Raw genomic sequence first — 24007 nt, 5'->3', positions numbered from 1 at the left:
ATGTCTAAGATCTTCTTAGTTCTACTCACAACTGTAATTGTCATATTGATAATACCCCAAAATAGTTTTGCATGGGGGCCATCGGTACATATAGGTGTATCTCTGGCAAGTTTAGAGAAATTACCTGACTTTTTAAAGATTCTCTTAGCAAGCAACCTAAACGAATATTTATACGGATCTCTAGCGCCGGATTTTATAGTGGGGAAAAGTTTAAGCGAAAAAGATAAACACTCTCATAATTGGAAAATCGGTTTTTCTCTGCTTAAAAATGCGCAAAATGATAGAGAAAAGGCATTTGCCTATGGATATTTAAGTCATCTTGCAGCTGATAGCGTAGCTCACGGAATAATGGTAAAAGAAATGTCCAACATTAAGCACCTATATATAGAAAACCTTGCCGATTCGTTATGTGAAAAATCCTACAAAGAACTTGCAACAAAGGTAATAAACAGATATAATGCATCATTAGATGTTCAATTCAAAAGAAAGGTAGATACAGTTCTGTTTAGTTTTGGCGTAAGTAAATTTATCTTTAAAAGCATTGTTAAGGCATCCGCGTTTTCCTCCGGAAAAAGGGGCTTTCAGAAAGTGCTTTTAAACAAAAAATTTATAGAGACTTTCTCCGTTGATTTCTCCCAAATTAAAGATTATATAGAGCTTTCAAAAAAATTCAGCATCGATGTCCTTACAAAAGAAGAACTATCGTTAGTCGTAAAAATAAGCGCTATAAGCGAATAAAAATCTTTAAAAAAATAAAAACAAAGATCAGAGGGGTTTTATGTATTCGAAAGAGGAGTTAAGCAAAAAAAAGCTTGTTGAGCTTGTTGAAATAGGCAAGAGCCTGGGTATACCAACAACAATTAAAAGGAAAAACGAGCTGATAGAGGAGATTCTAAAGAGAATGGAACCAAAAGAAGAACAAAAGGGTAAAGAAACAGAAAAGGAATCTCAAATTGGGATTCAAAGCCTGATGAAAGGAGAAGGTGTTTTAGAAATATTGCCCGATAATTTTGGCTTTTTGCGTTCTCCTGCAAACAATTACTTAGCTGGGCAAAACGATATCTACGTATCGCCTTCCCAGATAAGAAAATTTGGCTTAAAAACAGGTGACTACATATACGGTCAAGTTAGAGCACCAAAGGACAACGAAAAATACTATGCTCTACTAAAGATAGAACAAATCAATTACAAATCTCCTAATGAGGCTTTAAAACGAAAGCATTTTGATGATCTAACCCCACTTTATCCGATGGAAAGGATCAAACTTGAGACCACACCGGATAACATGTCATCCCGCGTTATGGATCTAATAACTCCTATAGGCAAAGGCCAGAGGGGTTTAATAGTAGCACCACCAAGAACAGGAAAAACGGTTCTTCTGCAAAACATAGCAAACAGCATCACATACAATCATCCAGAAATAAAAATTATCGTACTTTTGATAGATGAAAGACCTGAAGAGGTTACAGACATGAAACGATCTGTCAAGGCCGAGGTTATAAGCTCAACATTTGATGAATCACCCGAAAGACATATACAGGTGGCAGAGATCGTGTTGGAGAGGGCAAAAAGGCTGGTTGAGCATGGATACGATGTGTTGATCCTGCTTGATTCTATCACAAGGCTGGCAAGGGCTTATAACTCCGTTATACCACCAAGCGGCAAGGTTCTCTCTGGCGGTCTTGATTCAAACGCCCTTCAAAAGCCAAAGAGGTTCTTCGGTGCAGCAAGAAATGTTGAAGACGGAGGCAGCCTTACAATCATAGCAACAGCTCTAATAGATACAGGTTCAAGGATGGACGATGTAATCTTTGAAGAGTTCAAAGGCACAGGCAACATGGAGCTTCACCTGGATAGGGGTTTATCAGACAGAAGAATATTCCCTGCAATAGACATAACCCGCTCAGGAACAAGAAAAGAGGAGCTCTTAGTCCCAAGGGATCAACTCAACAGAATCTGGATTTTAAGAAAGATACTCATAGAGATGAACGACATAGATGCTATGCTATTCCTATTAGATAAACTCTCAAAGACAAAAACAAATAGGGAATTTTTAGAATCAATGAACCGTGGATAACTTCCCCTTAAAGATAAAATCAAATTACTTTTTAGCCCCGATGGCGGGCTATACAGATAAACCGTTTAGGAAACTATGCAGGGAATTTGGTTGCGGTTTAACATTTAGCGAGCTCATCTCTGTAAATGCCATCTATTACAAAAACAAAAAAACCTTAAAGCTCATAGAAAGGGATATAACCGATAAGCCATACTGCATACAGCTGTTCGGTTCAGATGAAAGGCTATTCCTCTATGCTGCTCAATTTGTTGAGCCGTTCTGTGATTGCATAGATATAAATGCAGGCTGCCCTGCTCCCAAAGTCATACGGGCAAAAGCAGGCTCATACCTATTAAAAGAACCCAAAAAACTCATAAGCATCACACAAACACTAAGAAAACACCTAAAAAAACCGCTAAGCATAAAGATGCGTATCGGCTATGAAAAGATAAATCCTGTTGAGCTTTACAAAGAGCTTGAGCGATCTGGAATAGATTTTATCACCATACACGGCAGGCTAAAGAGCCAATACTTCAAAGGAGAGGTAGATTACAACCATATAGGCCAGATAAACAGCGTTCTATCCATACCCGTTGTGGCAAATGGCGGCATAGACTCATTCAAAAAGGCTCAACAGGTCAAAAGGATAACCGGTTGTGAGTATCTAATGATAGGCCAAGCTGCTATAGGAAAACCGTTTATCTTTGAGGATCTAAACAAAAAGGTGGACACAAACAGGGATCTGGGCTTTGTCAAAGCCGTAATGAAAAGACACCTGCAATATATGATAGATTTTTGGGGTGATACGGCTATAAGACAGTTCAGAAAGTTCTTTCATGCCTACCTAAAAGGCTATCCAAACATAAAACGCTTTAACAATATGATAAACAACTGTTCTACAAACAATGAAGCCTTAAATATAATAGACAGAATAGAAGTCAATCAACTTACACCAAAAGAACAAGCATGTAAATAAGAGTATCCACCTTCCTTTTCTTTATAAATACACTTTCTTACAGGAGACTCTCTCTTACTTGAAACAGATAAAATCTCCACAGCATCCTTCACTTTTTCAATAGATATATCCTTTTTAAACTTTTCTTTGATATATCTTAAAATATCCTCCTCACTAAAAGGTATTCTCCCAGCCTCATCCAGAGCCCTCGCGGATTTTTCAACAAGCAATAGATTATCCATATCCCACCTCCACATAAATAATTCAAATCATAATAGATTGTGCTAACTGCAGTATAACTTGTCAAGTAGATACAAATAAGTTAGAATTGAACTATGCTGATTTTAACAATCTTACTTTTGAGTTTACTTATAAATCCCACAGCGCATACCTCAAATATTTGCGATAATATAAGCCTAACCAAAATCATGCCCTATATGCCGGCCGATTATAGAATTATATCCAAAACCCCCCTAAAGGATGTAAATCTATGCGACATATTAATAGAAGCAAACGGCAAGATCATACCGATATACGCAAACAAAGAGATAGCCATTGTAGGCTCACTGTTCAAAAACGGCAAATCGTTAAGCAGTAGGGAGATAAACTCATACCTATCAGCCCGATTCAAAAAGCTATTCACCAAATACGGCAAAAACCTGAGCAGCTCCGTGGCGGTAAGCTATTTTCCACAGACGGCAAAGAGCAACGGTAAGTTCTTTTACCTTGTGGTTGACCCTGAATGCCCATACTCCAACAACATTAAGCAAGATATCAAAAGAATCTGCAATAAACTCAACATAGGCGCAAAACTCATCTTTATAAGCAAATACAAAGGCTCAAATAGCCGGATACAATCCTTTATCTGCAACAAAAAGGGATTCAGCGATTACCTAAAAGGCAATTACGGCAAAACAGATAGATGCAAAAAGGGTATAGACTATATAAAAAGAACCAACAGACTGATAATAGACAACCTCAACATAACAGAAACACCCACCATAATTCTGCCCTCCGGTAAAAGATATTCGGGCATAAACACACACTTAATAGAACAATTCATAAAAAATAACACAAAATAAGCAGTTTTGTTAAAACAATAAAACACACTTATAGATTGACTCAAACAGAAACACAATCTATATTTTCAAAAACTTTTGAGGGAGGCTAGCATGAAAAAGCTGATGTTTGCAGTATTGTTATTTTTATTTGTTGTATCCAGCGCATTTGCTAAAACCTACACAATAAACTTGGGTATTGTAACAACGCCAAAGACATTCCATTACAAAGCGGCTTTAAAACTCAAACAGATCGTTGAGAAGGAAAGTCACGGGCAGATTAAGGTGATCATACATTACTCAGGCTCTGTTGGTAATGAAACAGATATACTCCAGCAGCTTCAGATGGGTGCCCTTCAGATGGGCGTTATAACTGCAGGGCCTATAGACAAATTTGTTCCTGCTATTAAAGCAATCGAATTCCCCTTCATATTTAACAGCTACAAACAGGCAGATGAGATCCTTGATGGCAAGATAGGAAGGGCTATACTGAATGAGTTCCCAAAGGCCAATCTTATAGGTTATCATTTCTTAGAGAACGGTTTTAGAAATCTAACAAACTCCGTAAGGCCTGTGCATTCTGCAAAAGACCTCAAAGGCTTAAAAATCAGGGTTATGAACAGCCAATTCCATGTAAAGATCTGGAGGGCACTTGGGGCTAATCCAACACCCATGCCGTGGCCTATCTACACCCAGCTTGCACAACATGTTATAGATGGACAGGAAAATCCCTTAGCCGTCATATACCAATACAAACTGTATGAGGTTCAAAAGTATTTAACACTGACAAGGCATGTTTATTCTGCTTTGGTGTTTGTGGGAAGCAAGAGTTTCTATAATAGCCTTCCAGACAAATACAAAAAGCTTATGTTTGAGGCAACAAAAGAGGCCTCGATATATGAGAGAAACCTAAACAGGGAAAAAGCAGCCTTCTTTTTGGATGAGCTAAAAAAACATGGAATGATAGTCGATGAGCATCCAGACATAGAGTCGTTCAAAAAGAGGGTCGAGCCGCTAAAAAACCAATTCCATGGTGTAGCAAGAAAGTATTTAGATGAAATTCTAACCTATGAAAAGAATAGTCAAAATTAGCAATCTTTTAAGCAACACCATCAATAAACTGATCGAGGTTCTGGTGGTGTTGCTTGCCCTTATTCTATCCTTTTTTATGGTGCTTTCTGTGTTTTACAGGTATATATTGAACAATTCGATCTATTACTCCTCTGAGCTTTGCAGATTCTTGCTTGTTTATATCACATTTCTTGGATCAACTGTTGCTTACAAGCACAAAGCACACATAGGCGTGGATGTTTTTGTAGAATACCTGCCGCTGAAAGGCAAAAGGTTTATCGAACTTCTGATAGAGTTGTCGTTCTTATCGTTTATGGTTCTTTTGTTTGTCGTGAGCCTTAAATTTCTACCCATGATGTGGCTTCAAAGAACGGCCACTCTGCAGTTGCCCTATGCATACATATTCCTAATTGTGCCTGTAAGCAGCGCTATATTCAGTATCCACATCATAAATCGGTTAGTGGAAATAATATCACAATGGTCTGGTTGATATTAATACTCTTTATTTTAATAGCCCTTTCCTTTCCTATATCATTGGCTATTGGTTTATCAACTGTTATAGCCTTTGTTAAATCCCACCTGCCGCTTTATATGATAGCTCAAAGGATGTTCTCTGGCGTAAACTCATACATGCTTATTGCCGTACCTCTTTTTATGTTTGCAGGTTCGCTTATGGACAGAGGTGGATTATCCAAAAGGATAGTAAGGCTTGCAGAATCGATGGTTGGACACCTAAGGGGAGGCTTAGCCATCTCGGCAATACTATCCAGCATGCTGTTTGCTGGTGTTAGCGGATCAGCTGCAGCCGATACGGCAGCCATAGGTTCCATTTTAATCCCCTCTATGAAAAAACAGGGTTACGATAAGGATTTTGCAGCAAGTATTGTGGCAAGTGGCGGGTCTATCGGTGTTATCATACCCCCATCAATACCAATGATCATATATGGATTTATAACGAGTGTCTCCATAGGAAAGCTCTTTGTTGCAGGTATTCTGCCAGGCATCTTGATTGGGCTATCACTCTCTTTTGTGGCATATATATTTTCAAAGGATAGCTACAAAACAAGACAGAACTTTGACAAAAAGGAGTTTGTCGAGGCTTTGAAGGATTCAATATGGGCTTTGGGCACACCTGTAATAGTAATAGGCGGTATCTTGGGAGGCATATTCACAGCCACAGAGTCAGCGGCTTGTGCTGTTATCTATTCACTAATTGTAGGGGTTTTCATTTACAGAGAGATAAACCTAAAAGGGCTATACAAAGCAGCCCTAAACAGCGTTATCACAAGTTCTATAATCCTGTTTATCATCGCCGTTGCAAGCGTGTTTTCATGGTATCTTTCTATGAACAATGTGCAGGAGGTGTTAAAAGAATTTTTAGCTTCTTTTTCTCAAAACAGAGTAATCCTAATACTACTTGTCAATCTATTCTTGCTCATTATGGGAACATTCGTTGAAACAACGGCATCTTTAATACTGTTTGTGCCTGTTGTAGCACCGATATTAAACAGCGCAGGTCTAAACCCCACAACAGCAGGTGTCATGGTGGTTACAAACTTAGCCATAGGCATGCTCACACCACCACTGGGTATCTGCCTGATCGTCTCATCATCCATATCCAAAAGCAAAATACTCAGCGTATCCAAGGCGGTTTTTCCGTTTCTGTTGGTGATGATAGCCAACCTATTTGCTATAGCCTTCTTTGAGCCACTAACAACGCTTCTGGCTTCTTTTTAAAGGTGCAGCAGTCTAAATTAAAAAACATCGTAGTCCAGCAGGGCTGGTTTAAACAAGCCTTGTTTTAGAATATAGTCGATCAATCTGGCATAGATACGATGGGATGCAAGCGTTTTTGCATCGCCCACTATCATGAGCTTTCTTTTTGCCCTGGTTATGGCTACATTGAGCCTTCTTTTATCCCTTAAAAAGCCTATCTCCTCATTGTCGTTTGCCCTAACCAAACTCAAAATAATAACCTCTTTCTCTCTGCCCTGAAATCCATCGATCGATTTAATCTCCACAGAATCTATCATCCTTCTCATGTATTCCTCATGGTCTTTATACGGCGTAATCACACCAATATCACAAGGCTTCACACCCAAAGATAGCAACTCATCAACCAACCTTTTAACAAACTCAGCTTCAAGAGGATTATATTTAGAATAGCTTCCTTTCTTGCTAGCCTCCAAAAACCTGCCCTCTGTATCAAAGAAAACCATTGGCTCATCATAGCCCACAAATTCATTTGTATCGGCTATGTCTGATAATTTTATGTCCTTCACGCTCTTGCTGGATTCAACAAGGCAATCATAGAACTCACAGCTTGAAAACTTGCAGATCTTATCGTTCATGCGATACTGGATGCGCAGGATATAGCTTGCATTGAACAGATTTTCAAACCTTTCAAAAAGCGTATAGGAAAGTCTCTTGGCATCGGATAGGATTGTCGGTGGAAGTTGTTTGTGATCCCCTGCCATAATCACCCGTTTTGATCTAATTATAGGGATCAAGGCTGAAGGCTCAACACACTGGGCTGCCTCATCCAAAAACAGCATGTCAAACTTAAAATCCTCTAAAAACTCGCTGCCCGCCCCGGAGTTTGTCGTAAATATAACCTCAGCATCCCTGAGTTTCTCCTGGATTATCTTGTTTAATATAGCCTCCTTCTGCTCATGAAGAATGGCTATTTTATTGTTTAACTCAATCCAGCCCGCCATTTTCTTAATCTTTGAGCTTCTAAGCCCCCTTTTGCCTTTATCTTGGGCTGCAAGTGTCAATATCTCATCGTTGGTAAGACCCCTTCGTTGTGATGGTGTAGGTTTCTGATAGTTCTTATCCCTGACCCTTTTAAACTCATCTATCCCGTCTATCATTCTCTGAACCTCTAAATAGCGCGGGTCTTCACGGATCAATGCATCAATGGAAAATCCCATCAATTCATCGTTTATCTTTGCGGGATGACCGATCCTTACAACTTTCCTATCCTTAAGTTTTTCAAGCATATTGTCTATGGCAACATTGCTATCTGCACTAACAAGAATCCTGCCCTTGCCTATGTTTTTTCTTACCACCTCGGCAAGTGTGGTTGTTTTTCCTGTGCCAGGTGGTCCATGAATAAGAAAAAGCTCAGAGTTTAGGGCAAGCCTTAAGGCTTCGTTCTGGCTTTCGTTGAGCTTATCAGATTTAGTATCGCATTGGACAACCTCAGGTTCTCTTTTACCCAGTATAATCTCAGGGTCAAACTCAGAATTCTCTATATTCTCTATAGCCTTTCTCATACGCTTGAAGGTTATATCACTAACAAACAGATCAACCCTGTAAAGCTTGGATTTAAACAGCCTCTCTTTGGTCATAACCTCAACATAGCGCTTACCCACAGCACTAACCGTGGCTTCAGCTGCAGCCTTTAAAGGCTCACCCTTTGAGATCAAAACTATATCGCCAACCTTTATTTGATGGTCTTTCGGTTCAGCAAAGGAAAACCTATACACCAGAAAGTCCAAGAACCTGCCCAAAAGTTTACCCTTGCAATTAAGCAGAGCTCTTCCCCTTGATTGCCTCTGTTTGCCTGTTAAATATCTTATCTCGTTTAAGTGAAATTCCTTTTCGGCTTTTCTTTCCTTCTCTACGAGGGATAAGAATTAGCTTTTGTAATCATCAAAACTCTCAAAAGCGCTACTCACAGCACGAAGAATACCAAAAAATATATTTTATACAAGCTTTTTTATTGAACAGATAAAGGTTAATGGTTATACTTAATCGAAGTTAACTATGAGGGGGATGTCATGGATAGGGCTAAATTTAAGATTCCTCAGATAAGCGTATTTATAGAAAACAAAAAGGGCAGGTTTTATAGCGTAACAAGGGTTTTAAAAGAAGCAGGTGTAAACATAAGGGCAATGAGTCTGGCTGATACGATGGACTTTGGCATTCTGAGGTTTGTCGTCGATAAACCCAAGGAAGCATACGATGCCCTGGTTGATGCAAACTTTATAGTAAAGAAAAACGACGTTATGGCTATAGCAATAAAGGATGAATGCGGTGGATTGAGCGAACTATTAAAAACTATCAGCGATCTGGATTTGAATGTTGAGTATATGTATACATTTGTAAATGCGATGGAGAATAAAGCTGTAATGCTGTTTAGATTTGAGGATATAGACAAAGCGATAGAAAGCCTGCACAAAGAGGGCGTTGAACTCTTAACAGAGCAATTCTTTAAGGAGATTTAGGGGGAGTAATGTTCTGGGAAAAAGACAGAGAAACATTAGACAGAAAAAGCCTAAACCAGTTACAGGTGGAACTATTAAGGGAGAAGATAGATTATGCATATAAAAATTCACCGTTTTATAGAAGAAAATTTGATGAGTGTGGTATAACAAAAGAAACGATACAAACCATAGACGACATTCAAAAACTGCCATTTACAACAAAAACAGACTTTAGAGACAACTATCCCTTTGGACTATTGACAAAACCTATGAAAGAAATCGTAAGGATCCACTCATCAAGCGGCACAACAGGAAAACCAACCGTTGTGGCATATACAAGAAAGGATATTGAAACATGGAGTAATCTGGTTGCAAGAATAGCAGCTGCGGCGGGTGTAAATGATGAGGATGTGGTTCAGATAGCCTTTGGATATGGGCTTTTCACTGGTGGATTTGGACTCCATTACGGTCTTGAAAAAGTGGGTGCTGCGGTTATACCTGCATCAAGTGGAAACACAAAGCGCCAGGTAATGATAATGAAGGATTTTGAGGCCACGGTGCTTGTCTGCACGCCAAGTTATGCCCTATACATAGGAGAAGTGGCAAGGAATATGGGGTTGGATCCAAAAGAAGACCTAAAGCTTAGGATTGGCATGTTTGGTGCAGAACCGTGGAGTGAACAGATGCGCAGCAAAATAGAGACATCTCTAAACATAAAAGCTTACGACAACTACGGTCTTAGCGAGATAATAGGTCCTGGTGTGGCCGGTGAGTGTGAGGCTCAAGATGGTATGCATATAGCAGAGGATCACTTCATAGTAGAGATTATCAATCCGGAAACGGACGAACCTGCAAAAGAGGGAGAATACGGTGAGATGGTTATAACCACGCTAACAAAAGAGGCGCTCCCTGTTTTTAGATACAGAACAAGGGATATAACGCGGCTAATAAAGGGCGTCTGTTCTTGTGGCAGAAGCTTTGTAAGGATGGAAAAGCCTATAGGCAGAACAGACGATATGCTCATAATAAGGGGCGTAAATGTATTCCCAAGTCAAATAGAAGAGGTGCTCTTCAACATAGATGGTATATCGCCCCACTATCAGATTATCGTTGATCGCGTTGGTGCCTTGGATACCGTAACAGTAATGGTTGAAGCTAATGCTAATCTATTCTTCGATGAGATGAAAAAACAAAAACAACTCTTAGATAGAATAAACGCGGAATTAAAAACAACACTCGGCTTGGATGTTGAAGTAAAGCTCGTTGAGCCAAATTCCATTCAAAGGAGCGAAGGTAAAGCCAAAAGAATAATAGACAAAAGGAAGTTTTAAGGTGATAAAATGGAAAAATTATGGGCCCCCTGGAGAATTGGATATATTCTTTCGGATAAAAAGGAAGATGGGTGCGTATTCTGTAATGCCCTGAATTCTGATAACGATGAAGAAAGGCTTGTTCTTTATAGAGCGAATTTATCTTTCATTATTATGAATTTATATCCATACAATGCTGGGCATTTAATGGTTGTACCTAACAGACACATAGACAGTCCTCTAAAGCTCACAAGGGAAGAACAAGCAGAGATGTTTGAGCTTGTAAATAAAGGAATTGAAGTAATAAATAAAGTAATGAAACCTGATGGTTTTAATCTGGGAATGAATTTAGGTAGGCCTGCAGGAGCTGGAATAGATGATCATATTCATATACACATAGTTCCCAGATGGAGTGGCGACACAAACTTTATGTCGACTGTATCAGATACCAAAGTAATATCGGAGGCACTAAAAGAAACCTATAATAAATTGAAAGAGGTTATGCGATGAACGCACTACGTATAATTTTAACTGTTGTAATCCTAGCTGTTTTGGGGCTATTTGTGGTTTACAATACACAAAGCGTAAATGTTAGTTATTTAGGTATAAAGTTTGAAAATATGCCTTTATGGTTAGTTGTGTTTATATCGGTATTTATAGGCATCTTTATAGGGTGGTTTTTCATGTTTGTCGATGAGCTATCGATAAAAAGAGAGCTAAAAAGAAAGGATAAAGAAATAAAATCACTAAAAGAAGAAATAGCCCAATTAAGACAATTAACTATAACAAAAGAGTAAAGATATGAATATAAATTTAGGTAACCTATTTTCTACAATAACAGCTCAAGAGATAGCGGTACTTTTTATAGTTTTCCTTATGGGTGTTTTGGTTTCTTACCTATGGATGCTAGGCAAGCAGAAAAAAGAGAATATAGATAAGAAAAAATTGGAAAGCTACATGAAGGGAATTAACTATATTATAGAAGATGAGACAGATAAAGCAATAAAAGAACTTACAGACACAGCCAAACTAGACCCAGACATGATAGATATATATTTAAGCATAGGAAATTTGTTCAGAAAAAAAGGCGAAATAAATAGAGCTTTGATAATTCATAAAAGTCTCCTTGCCCGGGCAAATTTAGGAAAAGATAAAAAATTAGAAATATACTTAAACATAGGCATAGACTACAAAAAGGCCGGTTTGTACGATAGGGCTAAAAAATACTTCAAAGACGCACTCTCAATAAACCCAAAAAACAATTTGGCAAAGAGGTTACTTTACGAGGTTTACGAGGATTCAAAAGACTGGGAAAATGCACTCGTGTGGCATAAGCGTTTTGATGGAGTAGATAAACACACAGTAGCCCACTTATATACTGAACTCGGCAAAGACAAGCTCAAAGAGGGCAATTTAGAAGAGGCCAAAAAGAACTTTGAGAAGGCATTAAAAGAACATAAAAGCTGTATAGACGCACTATTACATTTGGGTGATATATATTTTCAATACGGTAAGTTAGAAAAGGCATACGATTTATGGGAAAAGGTATGCATAACAAAACCGGAGTTTTGCGATTTGGCATTAAATAGAATTCAAGATGACGCTATTTTAGAAAACAAGCTTAAAGATATTCTAAATAGATTTCCAGATAATGTATTTATTTTGTTTTTTTCTGCCGAGGCCTTTCTAAAGCTCCAAAAAGACCAAAAGGCAACATCTCTTTACAAAACCCTTTTAAAGAAAGGTATAAAGAGTCCATTTATACTAAAAAGATTAGCAGAAATAGAAAAGGAGCATACGCCAAAGTTTTTGAAGATATTTACATCAAAACAGATAGTGTATCCCATAAGATACACATGCACCAATTGTGGCCATTCTGCGGGTAAGCTGTTTTTCAGGTGTCCAAAGTGTAAAAGCTGGGATAAGATAAGGGTAGATATAATCTAATGTTAGAGGCAGTAAGAGGAACCCTTGTAGACAAAACTAACCTAAAAGCTGTGATTGATGTAAACGGCTTGATGCTTGATATATCTATTCCACTTTCTACATTCAATAAGTTACCCGAGATAGGAGAGGAGTGTACCCTGTTATGTGAACTTGTAATTGGTGAAAAAAGCCTAAAATTATACGGCTTTTCAACAAAAGAGGAAAAAAACCTGTTCAACAGCCTGCGCAAGATATCAAAGATAGGCGCACAAACGGCCATATCTATTCTCTCCAATATTTCCATAGAACAATTCTATAGAGCAATTGAAGAGCAAAACAAGGAGCTTTTAACAAAAATCCCAGGAATTGGCAAAAAAACAGCCATATCAATAATCGTCGAATTTTCATCAAAGATCCCAAAAACCGATAATCCACCCATCGTTGATGATGCTATTACAACTTTACAGGGCTTAGGCTTCTCTCAGTCTGACGCTTCAAAAATTGTTAATGAAATTTACAGAAACAAACCTAACATAACTATAGAAGACCTCATAAAGGAATCTCTAAAAAATATAAAGCATGTCAGCTGAAAGATATACAGTAAGCCAGATAACCAATCTGATAAAGGAGATCGTTGAGGGAAACTTCCACAACATATGGGTTGAGGGTGAGGTGGATTCAGCCCGGCCATCCAGCACAGGTCATCTGTATTTTACACTCAAAGAAAAAGACAAGGCCTCCCTGAAATGCTTGATATTCAAAAGCACATTAAAAAAACTAAAGAAACTGCCACAAGATGGAAAACAGATCCTTGCATTTGGTTCTTTAAGCATCTATCCGCCCAGCGGCGAATACAGACTCATAGTTGAATACTTCCAGGATGCAGGCATAGGGGATAAATTTATAGAATTCCAGAAGGCAAAGGAGGAGCTTAAAGCCAAAGGCTATTTTTCAAGAAAAAGGCCTATTCCATACAATCCCAAAAGGATTGTTCTTCTAACAAGCACAACGGGTGCTGCTGTAAGGGATATTATAAACATCATAAAAAGAAGGGGTTTTGATACAGAGCTTTTGATCTATCCTATAACAGTCCAGGGTGAATCCGCAAAAAGAAGTATATTAACTGCAATAAGACAGATAAATTCCATAAAGGAGAGTGTGGATGTTGTTGTCATCTCACGTGGCGGTGGCTCATCTGAGGATCTATGGGTATTTAACGATAAGGAGATAGCTGAAAATCTGTTTAACATTAAATTTCCCACGATCAGCGCTATCGGTCATCAGATAGATATAACGCTGTGCGATATGGTTGCCGACTTAAGGGTTGAAACACCATCAGCAGCTGCTGAGGTTTTGACAAACTGGCAATTCAAGGCAAGGGAGAATCTATACAACCTAAAACGCATACTCGACACATCAATAAACCACACAATATCAGCAAAAAAGGAAAAACTAAAACTATTCTCACCAAAGAGCCACTATTTAAGAGTAAACAGCATTATAGTAAACCATACAATGCACATAGACAAAATCGCAGAAAATATTTCATCAAACATACTACATTTATTAAAAACCAAAGAGAAAAGAATGCTCCTTCTTAAAGAGGTAATTTATAAGAACAATCCATCTGAAAAAATAAAACTAACGAAGCAGAAGATAAACCACCTAAAAGAAAGCCTTCCTCAATTTCTAAATTCCTTAATACATCAAAAGAGAAATCAACTAAACAGATACTCAAGAATTATAGCAGAATACAGCCTATCTGAAAAAATAAACCTGTTCAACCAAAAAATAGTTTTCTTAAACAAAGCCATCAACAGAAACTCCAGGCAAATCTTAAATCACAAATTATCTATAATCAAGATGGAAAAATCCAGGCTCAACAACCTAAATCCGAAAAATATATTAAAAAGAGGCTACTCTATAACGTTTGATGAGAATAAAAAACCTATACTTTCTGTTGAGAATATAAAAAAAGGTCAAACAATCACCACCCTTGTGGGCAAAGGCAGGATAATCTCAACGGTAAAAGAAACGATAAAATAAAAAAGGAGGGGACAACCCCTCCTGTGTTTTTTAGTATTTCCTCTTGAGAATCTCTTTCTGAAGTGATGCAATAGCCTTTGTAGGATTGAGCTCTTTTGGACATGCATGTATACAGTTAAGTATTGTATGGCATCTCCAAACTCCATGTATGTTGTTCACTATATCTAATCTCTCATCAGAACCTTCATCCCTTGTATCTACAACAAACCTTGCTGCATTAAGTAATGCTGAAGGTCCTAAATAATCTGGATCTGCCCAATAAGACGGACAAGAACTTGTACAGCATCCACAGAGTATACACTCATACAATCCATTCAATTTATTTCTATCTTCTATGCTCTGAAGTCTCTCTCTTCCTGGAGGCGGATATTTCTCAACAAGATAAGGTTTAACTGCATAGTATTTATTAAAGAAATCCTCAAAATCGCATACCAAATCTTTAATTACAGGAAAACCCGGCAGGGGTTTTATAACAAGAACATCAGAGTTATAATCTTCTATATGGGACATACAAGAAACGGTATTCATACCGTTTATATTCATACCATCAGAGCCGCAAACACCTTCACGGCAGCTCCTTCTGTATGTAAGAGTAGGATCCTGCTCCCATTTTATCTGGTTCAAGCCATCCAGAACCATCATACCCTTTCTGGTGATGGTAACCTCATAGTCCTTAAAGTAGGGAGCCTTATCTTTCTCTGGGTCATATCTGAAAATCTTAAATATTACTTTATCTCCAATTTCTAAAGCCATCTGTTCTCCCCCTTTTTAATAAACTCTCTTTTTGGGTTGGAAGGTTGGAGCTGTCAAAGGCTTCATCCTTACCGGCTTATACTGTATTTCTACACTTCCATCCTCTTTCAGATAAGCAGCCGTGTGCGACAGATAGTTCTTGTCATCCCTTTCTGGATAATCGTCCCTATAATGAGCACCTCTACTCTCTTTCCTTTCATAAGCTGCAACAGTTTCTAATTTGGAAACAAGCAATAGAGACTCAAGGTCGAAGTATTCTATAAGTTCTGTATTGAATACCTTACTTTTATCTGTTAAACCTACATTCTTGAATTTTTCTTCATACTGATCCAGCAATTCAAGCTGCTTCTTTATTCCTTCTTCTATTCTGAAAACTGACATATTGTGCTGCATTGTATCCCTTAGATCTTCCCAAATCTCATCCATCTTAACACTGCCAGCAGGACCATCGAACAATGTATTCAACTGATCCATTACATCTTTAGCATACTTATCCGCAATGTAATCCTCTGCTGGATATGGGAAAATTGGGCGCTCTGTGGCAATCCATTCAGCGGCATGTCTACCAGCCTCTTTTCCAGTAATAACAAGATCTAATAGAGAGTTACAGCCAAGCCTATTAGCTCCATGCAAAGATGGGCATGCACACTCACCAGCTCCATACAATCCTGGAATTGGAACTTCCTTATCGCCATCCCAAGTAACAACCTGACCGTGTATATTGGTTGGAATTCCACCCATATGATAATGAGCTGTAGGTTGAACAGGAATAGGATCTTTTGTACAGTCAACACCGACAAATTTATATGCAAGCTCCCAAATTCCAGGCAATTTATCCATAATGAAATCTTTACCAAGGTGGTCAAGTTTCAAAAGAATATGGTCTTTCTTTGGACCTACACCACGACCTTCTCTTATTTCTTGAGCCATACCCCTGGAAACAACATCGCGGGAGGCTAAATCAAGAACGTGTGGAGCGTACTTTTTCATAAATCTTTCACCGTTGGCGTTTATCAAATATCCACCCTCGCCGCGGACACCTTCGGTAATCAAGTTACCAACGCCATAAATTCCCGTTGGGTGGAACTGAACAAACTCAGGATCCTTTATAGGAATTCCGGCTTTAGCACAAACATACCAACCCCTACCGGTATTAATATGCGCATTCGTATTTGTTCTAAAGTTTCTTGTATTGCCACCCGTTGCAAAAATTATAGCGTATGCAAAGAATATATGAACGCCACCATTAACCATATCCCAAGCAACAACAGCCATGGGCTTTTTCGTTTCAGGGTCAACAATAAGTTTTAACAGATAGTACTCAGAATAATAACTTACATACGGCGAAATATCCGGTCTTAAAGTTCTCTCAAAGAGGGTGTGAAGAATAGCATGGCCCGATCTATCGGCAACTGCACAAGCCCTATGAGCAATAGACTCACCGAAATTCCTTGTCTGACCACCAAATGCCCTTTGGTAAATCTTACCATTCTCAATCCTAGAGAAAGGCATTCCCCAATGTTCAAGCTCAATAATTGTCTTGGGTGCGTTCTTTGTAAAGAACTCAATGGCATCCTGATCTCCGATGTAGTCAGAACCTTTTACAGTGTCATACATGTGCCAAATCCAATAATCCTCATCCATGTTTGCCAAAGCAGCATTAATACCACCCTGTGCTGAAACTGTGTGGGATCTGGTTGGGAAAACTTCCGAGATGACGGCTGTTTTAAGCTTGGCCAAGCCCGTCTGAACAGCTGCAGCCAAACCAGCGCCACCAGCACCCACTATTACAACATCAAACTCTTCCAATCTTACATCTATGTTTGCCATAACTAAAAGCCTCCTTTATTTAACCCTTAAATGGTAGTATTGTTATCGCTGCTAAAACAAGATAAATTATACCCACTACCCAGAAGAATCCTTTCCAGAATACCCTCCAGCCTGAGTGAACATAATCTTCAATGTTCATAAATATACCATTTATTCCGTGATAAAGAGCAAATACAACGAAAGTTAGATCAAATACCTTCCATAGAGGGGAAGCAAGTCTTGCTGCAACATGTTGATAATCCAAAGGACCTCCAACAAAGTGCTCTATGAAAAAGTGTCCCAATAAAAGAACCAGCAAAGCAACACCAGATACCCTTTGAAGCAGCCAGCTTAAATCGCCACCTTTACCGCTTCCTTGATACCTATCTATGAAACCTCTCATATACTCCATTTATTAAACCTCCTTAATTACAGCTTCATAAGCATAGGAATAGCGCCAGCTACAAACACGATGGCAAAGATTACCCAGAAAATCCACACATTACCTTGGTAATTCTCTCTCTCTGCAGCTCCAGCAAAGTTAACCAATACAACCCTCAAACCGTTGATAGCATGATAAGAAGCAACAAGCCACAAACCAACCTCTAATAACTTAAACAATGGATTCTCCAAAGCAGCCATAGCTTTAGTAAAGCCCTGAGGATTCTGGAGTGTTGAAATTACCCATTCATGTAAGAATAAATAAAGAATTAACAATAAACCAGTAATCCTATGGAAAATCCAAGCCACAAAACCCTCATGCCACTTATAAGAAATATGATGCGGACGACCTCTATACCAATCCATAGCCTTCCTCGGCTGCACCTTTAGTGCAACCTCTGACCTCCTTTCCAAAAATTTTTCTTCTAAATATCACAAGCCTAACTATTTGTCAAGACTTAGTAAAATTAAGGGGCAGCTAACAATAATTAACATTAACTGCCCCTTGCAACTTAATTAATTAACCCAAACTATATTTATTTGCCCACTCCTTCTTGGCCGTCTCATAAAGGTCGTTGCCGTGTGCATCATAGCAAACAAATAGAGGCATACCCTCAACAACAAGCCTTCTTACTGCCTCAGGTCCAAGCTCAGGATATGCAATAATCTCTGCCTCTTTAACGGCGCTTCCCACAACAGCAGCTGCACCGCCTATAGAAACAAAGTAGCAAGCCTTATATTTTATGCAGGCCTGCTTAACCTCATCACTCATTTTGCCCTTGCCAATCATACCTTTCTGACCCAATGATATGAGCCTAGGTGCAAACGGGTTCATTCTGTAGCTGGTTGTTGGGCCAGCAGAACCTATAGGTTTACCAGGCCTTGCAGGAGATGGACCAACATAATAGATTACCTGACCCTTTATATCGAAAGGTAGCTCTTTACCCTCATCCAAAGCCTTGACCATTCTCATATGGGCTGCATCCCTTGCCGTATACAAAACACCAGACAAATATACCTTATCACCGGCCTTTAACTGAATTATATCCTCATCGGTTAAAGGTGTCTTTAATTTATACTCTGCCATACCTGACTCCTTTAAAGCTCTATTTCTTTGTGCCTGTTAACATGGCAAGCTATGTTAATACCCAAAGGCAGCGTGGCTATGTGGCAAGGCTCCATTTCAATATGAACACCCAAGCAGGTGGTCAAACCGCCAAGACCTGCAGGACCTATTCCTGAGTTGTTAACTTTTTCTAAGATCTCCTGCTCCATCTCAGCCAATACCGGATCATCACTGGGTTTGCCTACATGTCTCAAAGTTGCATGCTTTGCCATTACAGCAGCCCTTTCAAAATCACCACCTATTCCCACACCCACTATAACAGGTGGACATGGGTTGGGCCCTGCCTGTATTACCCAATCAACAACAGTCTGGATGATTCCATCTCTTCCGTCGGCCGGTTTTAGCATCTGAACCTTACTCATGGATTCACTACCACCGCCCTTGGCATCAAAGATAATCTTTACCTTGTTGCCTGGCACAACAAAAGTATGTACAACGGTTGGTAGGTTATTTCCGTAATTCTCCCTTGTCAGCGGATGGCAGGTGGATTTTCTTAGATAGCCGTCCTTGTATGCCCTTTCAACGCCCTTGTTTATAGCATCAACTACATAACCGTCTGTAAAATGAACATCTTGGCCAACTTCTAAGAATATAACAGCCAATCCTGTATCTTGACACAGAGGAAATTCCTCTTTTGAGGAAACCTCAATATTCTGGAAAATCGTTTCAAGCACCTGTTTTGCAACAGGGGATTTTTCTTTCTCGTAGGCCTTCTTCTCAGCCTCCAAAACATCCTCAGGTATATGATAGGCCGCCTCTAAGGCAAGCTTATAGACGGCCTCTTCAATATCCTTTACGCTTACACTTCTTACTTCAGCCATTTTGGCTCCCTTTCGGTTTTTTATTTTATAAAAGTTTGAGCTCTTCAATCCTATTGCAGAGATCTTTTACGTGATCAGCAGATGCCTTAAGCGCAGCAAGCTCCTCATCATTAAGCTTAAGCTCAACAACTTCTTCAACACCGTTCTGACCCAATCTTGTTGGTAACCCAACAAACAGATCAGGATCAAGCCCGTATTTACCCTGTGTCTTAACGGCGCATGGCAATACATCCTTTGTATCCTTTACGATGGCCTCAACCATCTGAACAACTGCAGAAGCTGTTGCATAGAATGCAGAACCGGTCTTTAAGAGTGATACAATTTCACCACCGCCTTTTCTTGTTCTCTCGACAAGCCTTTCGATTGTCTCTTTGTCAAAGATCTCTGTTATAGGTACACCTCTAACTGTGGAATACCTTGTCAATGGAACCATATCATCGCCATGGCCACCTAATGTCATAGCCTGGACAGCTTTAACGGAGCATTTAGCTTCCCATGCGATGAATCTTGCAAATCTTGTTGAATCCAAACAACCTGCCTGACCCATCAACTTATTATCTGCAAAGCCACCAACCTTTTTAGCGGCATAAACCATAGCATCGAGTGGATTAGCAACAACGATAACAATAGCGTTTGGTGAATATTTTGCAACATTTGCTGCAACATCTTTCATTATCTTGACATTTGTAGTAAGAAGATCATCCCTACTCATGCCAGGCTTTCTTGGCATTCCGGATGTGATGATAACGATATCGGAGTTTTCAGTATCTTTGTAATCATTAGTTCCTATAATTTCTGTATCAAAACCTTCAATTGGTGCTGCTTCCATTTCATCCAATGCCTTACCTTGAGGCAAACCCTCAACGATATCAAGCAAAACAACTGTCTTTGCAAGCTCCTTCTCGGCAATCCTCAACATAGTGGTGCCACCAACCTGACCTGCACCTATAATACTAATCTTGGCGTTAGCTAACATAACTCTACCTCCTAAAAAATTAATTTGTTTTCTTGGTTCAATTCAGCCGCCTAATTGTATACTCAAAAGAGGTAAAGTGTCAATATTAAATCTTTATGTAAAATTGGATAGTTAATTTAATTTAAGGATTTCAAGGTAGGCATTGTAAATTAGCCTTTAACCAAAACCGTCTATCTCACCATTTTTTATAAAACATATTCTATCTGCCAAAAAATTAGCCTCATCCTTATTATGAGTAACAAATAGTGCGGTTATAGAAAGTTTTTTGTGCAACCTCTTAAGCTCCAGCCTCAATTTATGTGATGTCTCTGTATCAAGTTTACTAAAAGGCTCATCCATAAGCAGAATTTTAGGTTCAACAGCCAAAGCCCTGGCCAAAGCTACCCTCTGAGCCTCACCACCACTTAATTGATTTGGCATTCTATTTATAATACCACCAAGCTCAAACATTTCTATAAGCTCATCAAGTCTTTCTTTCAAGCGTTTTTTAGCTTTAAGCTTTAGAGGAAAAACTACATTCTCATAAACATTCATGTGGGGAAATAAAAATAAGCCTTGAAACACATAACCTATGTCCCTATCCTCCGGTAATACCCCTTTCATATTCTTTTCATCTATAAAAACATCTCCTTCATAAGGAGTTATACCGGCTATAACATCAAGAAGAGTGGTTTTACCAGCACCATTAGGTCCAAGCAAGACGAATAATTCCCCTCTTTTTATTTCTAAATCTATATTCTTTAAGATGTGATTGGATACATTTCTAAGCTCTATCATCGTCTATAGCACTGAAATAGCAAGGCGTTTCCTGTAGTAGGCCAAAACAGCCATCTTAACTGCATCATTAAAAACAAACCACGCCAGGGCATATATCCACATAGCTATTGCCCATTTCCACCCAATAGGTTCCATAAGACCAAACCCGTAAACAGCTATGATTGTTCCAGCAACTCTACTGGAAAACGTCGCTAAAAACAACGTCAGGGATGGATACGGTTTTTTAAAAAACCAATCGCTTATACGCGTATTATAGATTGTCCCATGCCCTGCTATAACGAGCTTTGCAAAAAATACAGACTGCACAAATTCAAGTGGCAGATGCATATATTTCATCAAATAAACAAATAAGGCAAACGAAGACAAAACACCTGCAACACCAAGCCAGCTTGATAAGACTAAAACCTCTCGCATATCCCACCTAACTGGTGTCTGGCTTATCCTGGTATTGTCGTAGGCTATTGTTAAGATCGGTATATCGTTAAGCAAGGCTAAAACAACTATCATTATAGCTGTAATTGGATAAAAGTTAAAAAGCACTATCGAGAGCGTCATAAATATGATTATTCTTATTGTTTCTGCGATTCTAAATGTGGCATAGCTCTTCATCCGCTCAAAAATTACCCTTGCTTCGTTGATAGCATCCACAATAATCCTTATGCCACTGTTTAGAAGCACTATATCAGCGGCAGCCCTTGCTGCATCTGTAGATCTACTAACAGCTATTCCAGCATCGGCTTTTTTTAAAGCTGGAGCATCATTTACACCATCACCTGTCATACCTACAATATGGTCTGCCTTTTGGAGTTTCTCTATCACAAAATACTTATCTTCAGGATAAACCTCGGCAAAGCCGTTTGCCTGCTCTATTATCTTTATAATCTCAGATTCATGCCTTTTAACCACACCCTTGGCAAGCTCAGTGCTTAAAAGCTCCTCTTTAACCTTAGAAATTATATCCTCGGCCATATCATTTATTTGAGTTTCACTGAAATCAGGCTTAAGTTTTTTTGCAAGCGTTTTTGTTATAATTTTAGCAAGAACCAAATACTCCTCAATACTTTCACCTTTGAGTTCTCTTATATCCTCAATCTTCTCACCTATACCTAAAATCGATGCTATATATTTGGCTATAGCTCTATTATCACCCGTTATCATTTTAACATCGACGCCTTTTGCTTTGGCCTCTTCTATGGCCTGTTTTGCATCTTCCTTTGGTGGATCGTAGAGCGGTATAATCCCAACGAACCTAAATTTCTCTTCACCTTCATTTTTATAAGCAACACCTAAGCTGCGAAAACCCTTGGATGCAAACTCAGACACAACGCCACTTAGTTTATCCACATCATCCTTTTCTAAATCTGAAAGCTTTAAAATCACCTGAGGTGCACCTTTTGAGACAATTATAATTCCCTTATCGGTTTTTAATTTGGCTTCAGTCCTCTTGCTTTTGGGATCAAAGGGTTGAAAATCCAATAAAGCGTGACCTTTTAACTTATCCTCAATCTTTTTATTCTCTATATATTCGAATATAGGCGCCTCTATTGGGTCATTGTTCTCTTTTTTACTTGCAAGTGCGGCATAAATCATCAAATCATCAACTGAATAGCCAGCCGCCGCAAATGGCTCGGCTATTGTCATTCTGTTCTGGGTTAGTGTACCGGTTTTATCAACACAAAGCACATCCATGCCAGCAAGTTCTTCAATTGCTGCAAGCCTGCTCACAACAGCTTGTTTTTTTGCTAAACTAACAGCACCTATAGCCATGGTTACGGTAAGCACAGCAGGCATTGCAACAGGTATAGCTGATATAGTCAAAACTAACGAAAATGTTAAAAGGTCAATAAATGGCTCATGCCTTAAAATACCCACAGCTAATATAAAAATTATCATGACTATTGTTAAAGCTATTAAAAAGTCACCTACCTTTATTACCATTTTCTGAAAATGACTCTTTTCTTCCCTCTCTGCCTTTGCCACAAGGCTAACAGTAGTACCAAAATAAGTGTTCTTGGCTGTTGCCACAACAACGCCTATCATTTCACCCTGCTTTATAATAGAATTAGCATAGACCTCATCACCTTTAGATTTCTCAACGGGTAAAGACTCACCCGTTAAGGCAGACTGATCAACCAACAAAAAACCGCCACCACCAATAAGCCTAACATCCGCAGGCACAATATCGCCTATTTTTAGTTTGACAACATCCCCCAAAACTAAATATTTTGCATCTACTTCTGACCACTTACCATCCCTTAAAACCAGCGCCCTTTTAGCAAGCTTTTGCTTTAAAACCTTTATAGCATTTAAAGCTTTGGATTCCTGATAGAAATCAACGAAAGCATTAACAAGCAACATAGCCATAATAATGGAAAAATCACTCATTCTACCAACAGCCAGGGATAGAATTGCAGCGGTTTCAATCATAAAAGGAATGGGGCCTATAAACCTCTTTGCAATCCTCTTAAATAATGTTTCCTCTTTTTCTTCCAGTTGGTTTAAACCATATTTTTTTAGCCTATTTTCTGCCTCCTCTTGAGATAAACCCTTTTGAGGGTCAACGCCTAAATTCTGAAAAAACTCTACCTCTTTTAAACCATCCTCTCCACCCATGCCCACCACCCTTTTTTAATTTATTTATGTTAAGTATGTATCAAAACAGTGCAATTTT

The 24007-nt window shown here is 38.9% G+C and carries 24 protein-coding genes and 1 pseudogene; 14 read left to right on the top strand and 11 right to left on the bottom strand.

The window, feature by feature from the left end; genetic code table 11:
* Genes HIPMA_RS08950 through HIPMA_RS00765 form a run of 3 tightly spaced genes read left to right on the top strand, consistent with a single transcriptional unit; the run spans position 1 to position 3032 of the window.
* Positions 1-738: a zinc dependent phospholipase C family protein gene (locus HIPMA_RS08950; protein WP_169309459.1), complete on the top strand. Its 738-nt coding sequence runs from the start codon at positions 1-3 to the stop codon at positions 736-738.
* Positions 739-778: 40 nt separating this feature from the next.
* Complete coding sequence (rho, locus tag HIPMA_RS00770; protein WP_013681179.1) at positions 779-2077, top strand: transcription termination factor Rho; 1299 nt, start codon at positions 779-781, stop codon at positions 2075-2077.
* Complete coding sequence (locus tag HIPMA_RS00765) at positions 2070-3032, top strand: tRNA dihydrouridine synthase (protein ID WP_013681178.1); 963 nt, start codon at positions 2070-2072, stop codon at positions 3030-3032. The genes rho and HIPMA_RS00765 overlap by 8 nt, the downstream gene beginning before the upstream one ends.
* Here HIPMA_RS00765 and HIPMA_RS00760 read toward each other — a convergent pair.
* Entirely contained in the window at positions 2999-3253 is a 255-nt protein-coding gene (locus HIPMA_RS00760; RefSeq protein ID WP_013681177.1) for a hypothetical protein, read from the bottom strand. The two genes, HIPMA_RS00765 and HIPMA_RS00760, sit on opposite strands and share 34 nt — an antisense overlap.
* A 93-nt stretch (positions 3254-3346) precedes the next feature.
* On the opposite strand from HIPMA_RS00760, the gene HIPMA_RS00755 reads away from it, so the two are divergent.
* The 4 genes from HIPMA_RS00755 (at position 3347) to HIPMA_RS00740 (ending at position 6877) form a co-directional block, all read left to right on the top strand.
* On the top strand, positions 3347-4093 hold the full coding sequence (locus HIPMA_RS00755) for a thioredoxin domain-containing protein (protein WP_013681176.1): 747 nt from the start codon (positions 3347-3349) through the stop codon (positions 4091-4093).
* A gap of 90 nt (positions 4094-4183) precedes the next feature.
* A complete protein-coding gene (locus tag HIPMA_RS00750; RefSeq protein WP_013681175.1) occupies positions 4184-5161 on the top strand; it encodes a TRAP transporter substrate-binding protein in 978 nt (325 codons plus the stop codon).
* Positions 5139-5630 carry a TRAP transporter small permease gene (locus HIPMA_RS00745; RefSeq protein WP_013681174.1) on the top strand — a complete coding sequence of 164 codons (492 nt, stop codon included), beginning with the start codon at positions 5139-5141 and terminating at the stop codon, positions 5628-5630. Before HIPMA_RS00750 ends, HIPMA_RS00745 begins: the two co-directional genes overlap by 23 nt.
* Positions 5618-6877 carry a TRAP transporter large permease gene (locus HIPMA_RS00740; RefSeq protein ID WP_013681173.1) on the top strand — a complete coding sequence of 420 codons (1260 nt, stop codon included), beginning with the start codon at positions 5618-5620 and terminating at the stop codon, positions 6875-6877. Before HIPMA_RS00745 ends, HIPMA_RS00740 begins: the two co-directional genes overlap by 13 nt.
* Positions 6878-6894: 17 nt before the next feature.
* Here HIPMA_RS00740 and HIPMA_RS00735 read toward each other — a convergent pair.
* Positions 6895-8754 (bottom strand): annotated as a pseudogene (locus tag HIPMA_RS00735) (IGHMBP2 family helicase); the annotation flags it as partial.
* Positions 8755-8925: 171 nt separating this feature from the next.
* Between HIPMA_RS00735 and HIPMA_RS00730 the strand changes: the two are divergent.
* From HIPMA_RS00730 to xseA, 7 genes are read left to right on the top strand one after another with little or no spacing between them, the layout of a single operon-like run.
* Positions 8926-9372, top strand: a complete 447-nt coding sequence (locus HIPMA_RS00730; RefSeq protein WP_013681172.1) for an amino acid-binding protein — start codon at positions 8926-8928, stop codon at positions 9370-9372.
* 8 nt (positions 9373-9380) lie between these two features.
* Positions 9381-10682, top strand: a complete 1302-nt coding sequence (locus HIPMA_RS00725; RefSeq protein WP_013681171.1) for a phenylacetate--CoA ligase family protein — start codon at positions 9381-9383, stop codon at positions 10680-10682.
* Positions 10683-10691: 9 nt separating this feature from the next.
* A complete protein-coding gene (locus HIPMA_RS00720) occupies positions 10692-11171 on the top strand; it encodes an HIT family protein (RefSeq protein ID WP_013681170.1) in 480 nt (159 codons plus the stop codon).
* Complete coding sequence (locus HIPMA_RS00715) at positions 11168-11458, top strand: LapA family protein (protein ID WP_013681169.1); 291 nt, start codon at positions 11168-11170, stop codon at positions 11456-11458. Before HIPMA_RS00720 ends, HIPMA_RS00715 begins: the two co-directional genes overlap by 4 nt.
* 4 nt (positions 11459-11462) lie before the next feature.
* Positions 11463-12608 (top strand): tetratricopeptide repeat protein, encoded by a 1146-nt coding sequence (locus tag HIPMA_RS00710; RefSeq protein WP_013681168.1) that lies wholly within the window; start codon positions 11463-11465, stop codon positions 12606-12608.
* Positions 12608-13177 (top strand): Holliday junction branch migration protein RuvA, encoded by a 570-nt coding sequence (ruvA, locus tag HIPMA_RS00705; protein ID WP_013681167.1) that lies wholly within the window; start codon positions 12608-12610, stop codon positions 13175-13177. Before HIPMA_RS00710 ends, ruvA begins: the two co-directional genes overlap by 1 nt.
* On the top strand, positions 13167-14633 hold the full coding sequence (gene xseA, locus HIPMA_RS00700; protein WP_013681166.1) for an exodeoxyribonuclease VII large subunit: 1467 nt from the start codon (positions 13167-13169) through the stop codon (positions 14631-14633). The genes ruvA and xseA overlap by 11 nt, the downstream gene beginning before the upstream one ends.
* A gap of 30 nt (positions 14634-14663) precedes the next feature.
* Here the strand turns inward: xseA and HIPMA_RS00695 are convergent, their stop codons facing one another.
* From HIPMA_RS00695 to HIPMA_RS00655, 9 genes are all read right to left on the bottom strand, one after another.
* Complete coding sequence (locus HIPMA_RS00695; RefSeq protein WP_013681165.1) at positions 14664-15386, bottom strand: succinate dehydrogenase iron-sulfur subunit; 723 nt, start codon at positions 15384-15386, stop codon at positions 14664-14666.
* 15 nt (positions 15387-15401) lie between these two features.
* Positions 15402-17216, bottom strand: a complete 1815-nt coding sequence (gene sdhA / locus HIPMA_RS00690; RefSeq protein WP_013681164.1) for a succinate dehydrogenase flavoprotein subunit — start codon at positions 17214-17216, stop codon at positions 15402-15404.
* A gap of 19 nt (positions 17217-17235) precedes the next feature.
* The gene (gene sdhD / locus HIPMA_RS00685) at positions 17236-17607 is read right to left on the bottom strand and encodes a succinate dehydrogenase, hydrophobic membrane anchor protein (protein ID WP_013681163.1); all 372 of its coding nucleotides are present in this window, start codon (positions 17605-17607) and stop codon (positions 17236-17238) included.
* A gap of 17 nt (positions 17608-17624) precedes the next feature.
* Positions 17625-18002: a succinate dehydrogenase, cytochrome b556 subunit gene (gene sdhC / locus HIPMA_RS08945; RefSeq protein WP_013681162.1), complete on the bottom strand. Its 378-nt coding sequence runs from the start codon at positions 18000-18002 to the stop codon at positions 17625-17627.
* Between the two features lie 154 nt (positions 18003-18156).
* Positions 18157-18723, bottom strand: a complete 567-nt coding sequence (locus HIPMA_RS00675; RefSeq protein ID WP_013681161.1) for a Fe-S-containing hydro-lyase — start codon at positions 18721-18723, stop codon at positions 18157-18159.
* A gap of 11 nt (positions 18724-18734) precedes the next feature.
* Positions 18735-19583: a fumarate hydratase gene (locus HIPMA_RS00670; RefSeq protein ID WP_013681160.1), complete on the bottom strand. Its 849-nt coding sequence runs from the start codon at positions 19581-19583 to the stop codon at positions 18735-18737.
* Positions 19584-19608: 25 nt separating this feature from the next.
* A complete protein-coding gene (mdh, locus tag HIPMA_RS00665; protein ID WP_013681159.1) occupies positions 19609-20559 on the bottom strand; it encodes a malate dehydrogenase in 951 nt (316 codons plus the stop codon).
* A gap of 156 nt (positions 20560-20715) precedes the next feature.
* Complete coding sequence (locus tag HIPMA_RS00660) at positions 20716-21336, bottom strand: ABC transporter ATP-binding protein (RefSeq protein WP_013681158.1); 621 nt, start codon at positions 21334-21336, stop codon at positions 20716-20718.
* Between the two features lie 3 nt (positions 21337-21339).
* The gene (locus HIPMA_RS00655; RefSeq protein ID WP_013681157.1) at positions 21340-23949 is read right to left on the bottom strand and encodes a plasma-membrane proton-efflux P-type ATPase; all 2610 of its coding nucleotides are present in this window, start codon (positions 23947-23949) and stop codon (positions 21340-21342) included.
* Positions 23950-24007 lie beyond the last annotated feature (58 nt).

The sequence above is a fragment of the Hippea maritima DSM 10411 genome (genome assembly GCF_000194135.1).
GTDB lineage: Bacteria > Campylobacterota_A > Desulfurellia > Desulfurellales > Hippeaceae > Hippea > Hippea maritima.
Note: the sequence above shows the minus strand (reverse complement) of the source record. Positions and strands in the feature narration are given on the sequence as shown.

Coding starts and splice junctions, on each gene's coding strand:
- HIPMA_RS00695 (WP_013681165.1), bottom strand. CDS start 15,386: ATGGCTTTAGAAATTGGAGATAAAGTAATATTTAAGATTTTCAGATAT.
- sdhA (WP_013681164.1), bottom strand. CDS start 17,216: ATGGCAAACATAGATGTAAGATTGGAAGAGTTTGATGTTGTAATAGTG.
- HIPMA_RS00715 (WP_013681169.1), top strand. CDS start 11,168: ATGAACGCACTACGTATAATTTTAACTGTTGTAATCCTAGCTGTTTTG.
- HIPMA_RS00730 (WP_013681172.1), top strand. CDS start 8,926: ATGGATAGGGCTAAATTTAAGATTCCTCAGATAAGCGTATTTATAGAA.
- HIPMA_RS00745 (WP_013681174.1), top strand. CDS start 5,139: ATGAAAAGAATAGTCAAAATTAGCAATCTTTTAAGCAACACCATCAAT.
- HIPMA_RS00710 (WP_013681168.1), top strand. CDS start 11,463: ATGAATATAAATTTAGGTAACCTATTTTCTACAATAACAGCTCAAGAG.
- HIPMA_RS00660 (WP_013681158.1), bottom strand. CDS start 21,336: ATGATAGAGCTTAGAAATGTATCCAATCACATCTTAAAGAATATAGAT.
- HIPMA_RS00655 (WP_013681157.1), bottom strand. CDS start 23,949: ATGGGTGGAGAGGATGGTTTAAAAGAGGTAGAGTTTTTTCAGAATTTA.
- HIPMA_RS00755 (WP_013681176.1), top strand. CDS start 3,347: ATGCTGATTTTAACAATCTTACTTTTGAGTTTACTTATAAATCCCACA.
- xseA (WP_013681166.1), top strand. CDS start 13,167: ATGTCAGCTGAAAGATATACAGTAAGCCAGATAACCAATCTGATAAAG.
- ruvA (WP_013681167.1), top strand. CDS start 12,608: ATGTTAGAGGCAGTAAGAGGAACCCTTGTAGACAAAACTAACCTAAAA.
- sdhD (WP_013681163.1), bottom strand. CDS start 17,607: ATGGAGTATATGAGAGGTTTCATAGATAGGTATCAAGGAAGCGGTAAA.
- HIPMA_RS00725 (WP_013681171.1), top strand. CDS start 9,381: ATGTTCTGGGAAAAAGACAGAGAAACATTAGACAGAAAAAGCCTAAAC.
- HIPMA_RS00720 (WP_013681170.1), top strand. CDS start 10,692: ATGGAAAAATTATGGGCCCCCTGGAGAATTGGATATATTCTTTCGGAT.
- HIPMA_RS00740 (WP_013681173.1), top strand. CDS start 5,618: ATGGTCTGGTTGATATTAATACTCTTTATTTTAATAGCCCTTTCCTTT.
- HIPMA_RS00750 (WP_013681175.1), top strand. CDS start 4,184: ATGAAAAAGCTGATGTTTGCAGTATTGTTATTTTTATTTGTTGTATCC.
- rho (WP_013681179.1), top strand. CDS start 779: ATGTATTCGAAAGAGGAGTTAAGCAAAAAAAAGCTTGTTGAGCTTGTT.
- mdh (WP_013681159.1), bottom strand. CDS start 20,559: ATGTTAGCTAACGCCAAGATTAGTATTATAGGTGCAGGTCAGGTTGGT.
- HIPMA_RS00675 (WP_013681161.1), bottom strand. CDS start 18,723: ATGGCAGAGTATAAATTAAAGACACCTTTAACCGATGAGGATATAATT.
- HIPMA_RS00670 (WP_013681160.1), bottom strand. CDS start 19,583: ATGGCTGAAGTAAGAAGTGTAAGCGTAAAGGATATTGAAGAGGCCGTC.
- sdhC (WP_013681162.1), bottom strand. CDS start 18,002: ATGGATTGGTATAGAGGTCGTCCGCATCATATTTCTTATAAGTGGCAT.
- HIPMA_RS00760 (WP_013681177.1), bottom strand. CDS start 3,253: ATGGATAATCTATTGCTTGTTGAAAAATCCGCGAGGGCTCTGGATGAG.
- HIPMA_RS08950 (WP_169309459.1), top strand. CDS start 1: ATGTCTAAGATCTTCTTAGTTCTACTCACAACTGTAATTGTCATATTG.